Origin of the sequence: Micromonospora sp. S-DT3-3-22 (assembly GCF_015354745.1) — a bacterium.
GTDB lineage: Bacteria > Actinomycetota > Actinomycetes > Mycobacteriales > Micromonosporaceae > Micromonospora > Micromonospora wenchangensis.
Window position 1 is genome coordinate 1 of sequence record NZ_JACGMO010000232.1, and the last position, 4,389, is coordinate 4,389.

4 protein-coding genes and 1 pseudogene are annotated in these 4,389 nt (G+C 74.4%); 3 read left to right on the forward strand and 2 right to left on the reverse strand.

Annotation, left to right across the window (positions count from 1 at the left end; translation table 11 throughout):
* The 3 genes and pseudogenes from H1A17_RS33515 to H1A17_RS33525 all read left to right on the forward strand — a co-directional run.
* A pseudogene (locus H1A17_RS33515) lies at positions 1 to 559 on the forward strand (serine/threonine protein kinase); the annotation flags it as partial.
* Between the two features lie 102 nt (positions 560 to 661).
* Positions 662 to 1,471: a metal-dependent hydrolase gene (locus H1A17_RS33520; RefSeq protein WP_145920781.1), complete on the forward strand. Its 810-nt coding sequence runs from the start codon at positions 662 to 664 to the stop codon at positions 1,469 to 1,471.
* A 96-nt stretch (positions 1,472 to 1,567) separates the two neighbouring features.
* Complete coding sequence (locus H1A17_RS33525) at positions 1,568 to 2,218, forward strand: hypothetical protein (protein ID WP_145920782.1); 651 nt, start codon at positions 1,568 to 1,570, stop codon at positions 2,216 to 2,218.
* 6 nt (positions 2,219 to 2,224) lie between these two features.
* Here the strand turns inward: H1A17_RS33525 and H1A17_RS33530 are convergent, their stop codons facing one another.
* Positions 2,225 to 2,818 carry an NTP transferase domain-containing protein gene (locus tag H1A17_RS33530; protein ID WP_145922942.1) on the reverse strand — a complete coding sequence of 198 codons (594 nt, stop codon included), beginning with the start codon at positions 2,816 to 2,818 and terminating at the stop codon, positions 2,225 to 2,227.
* A 262-nt stretch (positions 2,819 to 3,080) separates the two neighbouring features.
* Positions 3,081 to 4,389: bifunctional 3'-5' exonuclease/DNA polymerase (locus H1A17_RS33535; RefSeq protein ID WP_194823770.1), on the reverse strand; the 1,309-nt coding region annotated here is incomplete at its 5' end.

Consider the following 4,389-nt stretch of genomic DNA (forward strand, 5'->3'; position numbering starts at 1 on the left):
CGTCGGCGCCGGCACCGGGACGGCCCGGCCGGCGGCCTTCCCGTGCGCCGCGCCCGCGCCGGCCGACGCCACCCCGGTCCGGTCCGCGCCGCCGCCGCCGGGTGAGCGCTTCGGCCTGGTCGCGGGCTGGACCTGGTACGCCGACCCGGACGGCTTCCGGATCGCCGCGCCGGCCGGTTGGCTGCGTTACACCGACGGCCCGGTGACCTGTCTGCGCGAGCCCGGCGGCCCCCGGGTGCTCAGCATCACCCCCGGTGTCGCCCCGGCCGACCCGGTCGCCCACTGGCGGGCCGAGGAACGCCGGCTCACCGACGACGGTCGGCTCACCGGCTACCGGCGGGTGGACATCTCCGCGCTGGACATGTTCCGTGGCGGGGCGCTGTGGGAGTGCGAGTGGACCGGCCCGACCGGGGCCCGGCTGCACACCGCCCGACTGCTGGTCCGGGTCGCCCCGCGACGGGCCTACACCGTCTCATGGCTGACAGACCAGTTCGACTGGCAGGTCAACGCGACATACTTCCTGATGATCCGGCAGAGTTTCCGCCCTGCCGCCACCTGACACCCTCCCCTGTGGACCGAACGGGTTGTTGCCCTGTCGGCGGCGGTTCTGACACAGTGGCGTAGCGTTGTCGATCAAGAAAACGGGGAGGGGCGAGGCGACATGATGGGACCGTCCCACGCGCTGTCGGGCGCGGCGGTGTGGCTGACCGGGTCGTGGGCGCTGGACCAGTTCGCCGACTACCACCAGTCACCGCTGGCCCTGGCCGTCGGCACCGCCGTCTGCGCCGGTGGGGCGCTCTTTCCTGACCTCGACCTCTCCGGCAAGGTCACCCGCAACCAGGGCGGCGCGACGGTGGCCCGCACCTTCGGGGTCTTCTCGCTGTTCGTCGCCGAGGTGATGGAGAAGATCTCGCTCGGCGTCTACTACGCCACCAAGCTCAGCCGCGACCCGCGCCGCAACAACGGGCACCGCACCCTGACCCACACCATCCCGTTCACCGTGCTGGTCGGCTGGGGCACCACCGCGCTGTGCACCGCGTACGGCAAGTGGGCGGTGGTGAGCATCCTGTTCTTCATGATCGGGCTGGCGCTGCGCGGGCTGTTCGACGAGTGGGCCGAGCGGGCCGGCTGGGTGATCGTCACCCTCGTCTCGGCCGCCGCCGCCTGGTTCACCTTCGCCAACCTGCCCGGTGACCGCGGCTATCCGATGATCGGGCTGGCCGTCGGGGTGGGCTGTTTCGTGCACATCCTCGGCGACATGATCACCAAGGCCGGGGTCCCGATCCTCTGGCCGATCCCGATCAAGCGCCGGATGTGGACGATGATCGGGCTACCGAACAGCATCGCGCTGCGTACCGGCAGCAAGGCCGAGGTGGTGGTGCTGCGGACCGCGCTGACGGTGCTCTCCGTGCTCGCGGCCGTCGGTCTGGTCGCCCCCTCGGTGCTGCAACGGTTCAACATCGAGGTCTGACCGGTCGGCGTCCACCCCGGGCGGTGGGCGCGAAACACCGGGACCAGCCGAACGTGGGACGGCCCGGGAGCGCTCCGCACGCCTACGATGCGTAGCATGTCCGCCGGCCCCGGGACCCGCCCCCTCGCCGGGTCCGGTCGCGGACGGCTCCTCGCCGGCCTGCTGACGCTGCTGTCGTTGGCCCTCTTCGCGGGCGTGCTCTGGGACGCCGGGTACGCCCGGCTCTATCCGGCGGCACGCTTCCTGCACCGGCCGCTGCCCCTGCTCGGGCTCGCCACCCTGGCCGCGCTGACGCTGGTGGCCGCCGGCTGGCTGGCCGCCCGGCAACCGCCCGCCACGACGGCGCTTCGGTCGGGCGCGCTCGGCTGCGCGGTGCTGCTCGGCGTGGGCACCGGCGCGTGGGGCATGTACCGCACCGGATTCGCCTCGACCGTCGAGCGGGACTCCACACTGGCCGTCTCCCCCGACGGCCGGTACGCGGTGGTCCGGCTGGACACCCGCGACTGGAAGGACCTGCCGCACACCGAACTGCGGGTACGCACCCGGGCCGGGCTGCTCAGCCACGACGCCGACCGGGAACTGGTCACCTGCCGCTACGAACGCCCCCGGGGGCGGATCGACGCCGAGTTCGTCGGCGAGCGGACGGTCCGGGTGTCGCTGGTCGACCGGCCGGCGGTCACCGTCGCGTTCGACGGGCGGCTGCGCCCCCGGCACTCCGTCGACATCTGCCGCCCGCCCGACGGCTGACCACGCTCAGACGCCGACCCGCTGGGGCGGCACGGTGAGGCCGTAGAGCGCCATCAGTTCCGGGGTGTCCACCCGGTTGCCGTCGGCCACCGAGTCGCAGGCGATGTCGACGATCTGGTCCTTGTGCGCCAGCAGGTACGGTCGGGCGCCGATGTCGGCGCTGGCCAGGGTCGCGATGCCGGCCCAGTGCCGACGGCCGAACAGCATCGGGTACCCGCGCAGCCCGTCGTAGGTGGCGCAGGCCAGCACGTCCGGGTACGGCAACGCCGCCACCCGGCGGACCGCCTCCGGGGTGAGACCGGGCATGTCGACAGGCACCACCACCACCGCCTCGACCCGTTCGTCGGCCAACGCGGCCAGGCCGGCCCGGATGGACGAGCCCACCCCGGCCCCCGATGCCCGGTTGACCACCACCGTGGCGGGACTCAGGTCGGCCGCCGCCCGCACCTCGTCGGCCGCCGACCCGAGCACCACCACCAGTTGCTCACAGCCGGCCGCGATCATCGTGTCGATCATGCAGCTGACCAGCAGCCGGTCCCCCTGGCGCAGCAACGCCTCGGGGCCGCCGAGCCGACGCCCCCCACCCGCCGCGATGATCATTCCTGCGATACGCACACCGGGTGCAACGAGCCCCCGGGGGATGAGTGTCGGCACGAAACGGATATTTCACGCGTATACCCTGAACCAGCCCGCCCTCCCCACCCGCCGCGCCCCTGGTTTGCCCCCGGTTCGCCCCGGTGATCAAGAGGTTCGCGTCACCGCGAGCGGGCGAATCTGACGCAAACCTCTTGATCACCGGGGGCGGGCGCCGCGACGGGGCCGGTGGGGTGGGGTGGGGAGGTGGGTGGGTGGGTGGGTGGGGTCAGGCTTGGGCGTAGGTGGTCACGGTGGAGAGGTCGAGGGGGAAGCGCACGGGGGTGGGGCCGAACAGCAGCGCCGAGGCGCGCTGCCCGGCGCGGCGGATCGCCTCGGCCACCGGGTCGGCCAGCTCGGCCGGGCAGTGCACGATCACCTCGTCGTGCTGGAAGAAGACCAGCTCCCCACCGACCCCGGCCAGCTCTCCCCGCAGCGAGGCGAGCAGCGTCGAGGCCCACTCGGCGGCGGTGGCCTGGATGACGAAGTTGCGGGTGAACCGGCCCCGGGAGCGGGCCGCCCGCGCCCGGGGCGAGCGCGGGTCCGCCCCGGCGTCCGGGTCCACCGGGGCGTCGTCACCGTCGCCGGACCCGACCGCCCCCGGCGGGCAGGTCCGGCCCAGCCAGGACCGGACCAGGCCCCCCGCCTCCCCGGTACGCGCCGCCGCCTCCAGGTAGCCGAAGGCGGTCGGATAGCTGCGCTTGAGCACCGCCAGGGCCGGCAGCGCCCCACCCCCGGTCTGCCCGTACATCGCGCCGAGCAGGGCGAGCTTGGCGCGGGCCCGGTCACCGCCGAAGGAGTCCTGGGCCAGCGCCGCGTAGAGGTCCCCGGCCGCCCCGGCGGTGGCCAGCCGGGCGTCACCGGAGACCGCGGCGAGCACCCGGGGCTCCAGCTGACCGGCGTCGGCCACCACCAGCCGCCAGCCCGGATCGGCCACCACCGCCCGCCGGATCACCTTGGGGATCTGCAACGCGCCACCGCCCCGGGTGGCCCACCGGCCGGAGACCACCCCGGCGGGGACGTACTCCGGGCGGAACCGGCCGTTCCGGACCCACGCGTCCCGCCAGGCCCAGCCGTGCGCCGTCCAGATCCGGTACAGCTCCTTGTATTCGAGCACCAGCGGGACGGCCGGATGGTCGACACCGCGCAACACCCAGGCCCGGGTGTTGGGCAACTCCACCCCGACCCGGGCGAAGGCGCGCAGCAGCTCCGCCGGGGAGTCGGCGTGCACCTGCCGGACGCCGAGCGCCTCGGCGATCCGGGCGGCCAGCTCGGCCAGCCGCCGGGGCGGCCCACCCACCGGGGACGCCTCGCCCAGCAGCTCGGCGAGGATCCCGTCGTGCACGTCGGCACGCCAGGGCAGCCCGACGGCGGCCATCTCCACCGCGATCAGCGCGCCGGCCGACTCGGCGGCCACCAGCAGCCGGAACCGGCCGGGATGGGCGGTGGCGGCGACCCGGGCGAGCTGGTCGGCGTACACCCGGGTCAGGGCGTCGATGCCGGGGGCCGGCGGGCCGGCGACGGCGTCGAAGAGCGCG

What these genes read in the sequence shown, in the direction of transcription:
- H1A17_RS33525 (WP_145920782.1), top strand. Translation starts at nt 1,568, where the DNA reads ATGTCCGCCGGCCCCGGGACCCGCCCCCTCGCCGGGTCCGGTCGCGGA.
- H1A17_RS33520 (WP_145920781.1), top strand. Translation starts at nt 662, where the DNA reads ATGATGGGACCGTCCCACGCGCTGTCGGGCGCGGCGGTGTGGCTGACC.
- H1A17_RS33530 (WP_145922942.1), bottom strand. Translation starts at nt 2,818, where the DNA reads ATGATCATCGCGGCGGGTGGGGGGCGTCGGCTCGGCGGCCCCGAGGCG.